The following is a 2293-nucleotide window of genomic DNA, read 5'->3' on the forward strand; positions in this document are numbered from 1 at the left end:
GCACCGTACCGGAAAGGTCAGGTGTTGCACTCAGATTTTGCCGCCGCCGTGTGTTTAAGGGAAGAAGCATGTCCGAGTTAAAGAAATTGACATTGACTGTTAAGAACTATGATGCTCAAGCGAGCGGTGATCTAGACGCTCTCTATCGACGTGTTAGATATGAAGATGAACACGGCGCTACGCTCTATTTCAAGGAGGTTGTGATGCTGAAGTATCTTGCGAAGCATGGTGCTTTGGCGACTGATGTTCCGCGAACTTGGTACTATAAACATGCCTCAAAGAAATCGATAATTGTTGTCGCTTTTGAGAAGGCTGGTGGGAAAGTTGAGTGCGACTTGGATGATCTGCGAATTATTGCAAGGTCGACTTTGGTAAAGGGTGTGGTTATTTCGCTAGCAGCGGTTCCAGCTGGGATTATTGCTGCAACGGCCACCTTTGGAGTTGGGCTTGTCATTATTCCTATGTTTTTGTGGTATGGGTACAGGAACGTCTTCAAGCTTCCGAAAATGCTGGGTCGAAAAACGCTGGTGGATGATTTTTCAAAATTTGGCGTTACTCTTCGGTAGATTGGTTATTTGGTTGTTGAGCTTGATTCTCGTTAGAGTGGCTGGCTGTCTTGCGGGCGGTGACCAGCGAAGGAAACTCAGATGAAGACCAGTGCCGTAATCTTTGACGCCTTCGGAACGCTGGTAGAGATACAGCAGCCGACACATCCGTTTCGACAGTTGCTTCGAGAGGGGCGACGCCAAGGCCGCTTGCCTCGCGCTGATGACATCCGAACGATCATGACCCATTGCCTTTCTCTAAGCGAGGCTGCGCTGGCCTTTGGTATCAAGATCTCGCCCTCCCAACTCGCATTTCTTGATCAATGCTTGGAGGAAGAGCTGGCAAGCATTCAGCCTTATCCAGACGCGGTTGAGGCCGTTGGGCTACTGCAAGCTGCAGGGGTGAGACTGGCCGTATGTTCAAACCTGGCAATGGCCTACGGCCCCGTAGTGGAAAGGATTTTCCCGCACCTTGGGGCCTATGGTTTCAGCTATCGCATTGGTGTTATGAAACCGCAAGCCGGCATCTATCAGCACACCTGCGATCTGCTTAATGTCCGGCCAGAAAATGAGCTCAGTGGTCAGAGGCGGATCGTCATGATTGGCGACTCAGAAAGGTGTGATCGGGATGGGCCTGGCCAGGTTGGTATCAAGGGTTACCTGTTGCGCAGGAATGGAGACGGGGCTTCCAATCTTTCCCACTTTGCACGATCAGTGCTGAGTGATAGGTAGCTGCGAGCAGATCTTCAATTCGATGGTAAGCGTTGCGTCTGAGCTAAAGGGCCGCGCCACGAGGTGGCCCTGCCGGGATGCCCCCTGCACAGAGTACGAGGGGCGACCAGACCAGTATCACCAGAGGGTGAAGCATGAATGAGCTTAGGATTGTCGGGCGATGTGTTCGCTCCCCGATTGGCTGCTGGAGTGCTAGGAATCGCTGTTTTCAGACGCGTTACGAGCAGGTCTTCTCAATCGCACTTGAAGTGTTTGGAAGCCGAAAGAAGGCGCAGCGATGGCTTGTAAGATCTGTAGCAGGTGTAGGCCGTCAGACACCCTGCAGGGTGCTGTGCACACCTATGGGATTCACAATTATCCATGACGAGATTATGCGGCTTGATCACGGCATACGTGCCTAATCCCATTTAGCCAGTCATTTGGCAGGGAGAGCAAGGCTCGTAATAAAGCTTATTGCTACTAGAATGCACATTCCAACTAACAGCGGAATTGATCCAAATCTTTCTAGAGCAAGTGCTGCTGCTATGGGGCCTACAGCCTGGGCAATCAGCATCGGGCGAGCCAGCAGCCCCATACGTGCTCCGTAGCCATCCGCGCCGAATAGAGCCAAGGGTAATGTTCCGCGAGCAATGGTCAGAATTCCATTACCTGCTCCGTAAAGCGCCAAGGCTACGAAGGCCAGCCACGGGATGGCCGGTAACAGCAGCGCAATACCCACCCCGCATAGCAGGATGGCGATACGAGCCGACCAGGTAGGGTGTAGGTTTCGCCCAATCGAAAACTCTGCAAGGCGTGCCATGACTTGAGATGGCCCAATCATCATTCCTATGGCCAGTGCTGTTGAAGTTGCGATGCCAAGCAGTTTTAGCACATCAAGTAGGTGGACTGAGACGGAAGAAATAACCAGCGACTGGAATGTCAGCAGCGCTGCCAGCAGGATGAATATGCGATTGGTTAGTTTGCTGGAACTAGGCTTTGTACGAAAAGTATTGCCGCATGCAACGTAGGCTGCAGGC

At 52.2% G+C, this 2293-nt stretch carries 2 protein-coding genes and 1 pseudogene; 2 read left to right on the forward strand and 1 reads right to left on the reverse strand.

The annotated features are described in order from the left end of the window. Nucleotides 1-68 precede the first annotated feature (68 nt). Together H096_RS24450 and H096_RS24455 are read left to right on the forward strand one after the other, a co-directional pair. Nucleotides 69-566 (forward strand): hypothetical protein, encoded by a 498-nt coding sequence (locus H096_RS24450; protein ID WP_033901917.1) that lies wholly within the window; start codon nt 69-71, stop codon nt 564-566. 81 nt (nt 567-647) lie between these two features. Continuing rightward, the gene (locus H096_RS24455; RefSeq protein WP_033901918.1) at nt 648-1277 is read left to right on the forward strand and encodes an HAD family hydrolase; all 630 of its coding nucleotides are present in this window, start codon (nt 648-650) and stop codon (nt 1275-1277) included. Between the two features lie 415 nt (nt 1278-1692). On the opposite strand, the pseudogene H096_RS34140 reads toward H096_RS24455, so the two are convergent. Next, nucleotides 1693-2293, reverse strand: a pseudogene (locus H096_RS34140) (MFS transporter); the annotation flags it as partial.

The organism is Pseudomonas sp. FH1, from assembly GCF_000510895.2.
Lineage (GTDB): Bacteria > Pseudomonadota > Gammaproteobacteria > Pseudomonadales > Pseudomonadaceae > Aquipseudomonas > Aquipseudomonas azotoformans_A.

Excerpts from the sequence above, each read along its gene's own strand:
- H096_RS24450 (WP_033901917.1), top strand. The coding sequence starts at position 69 with ATGTCCGAGTTAAAGAAATTGACATTGACTGTTAAGAACTATGATGCT.
- H096_RS24455 (WP_033901918.1), top strand. The coding sequence starts at position 648 with ATGAAGACCAGTGCCGTAATCTTTGACGCCTTCGGAACGCTGGTAGAG.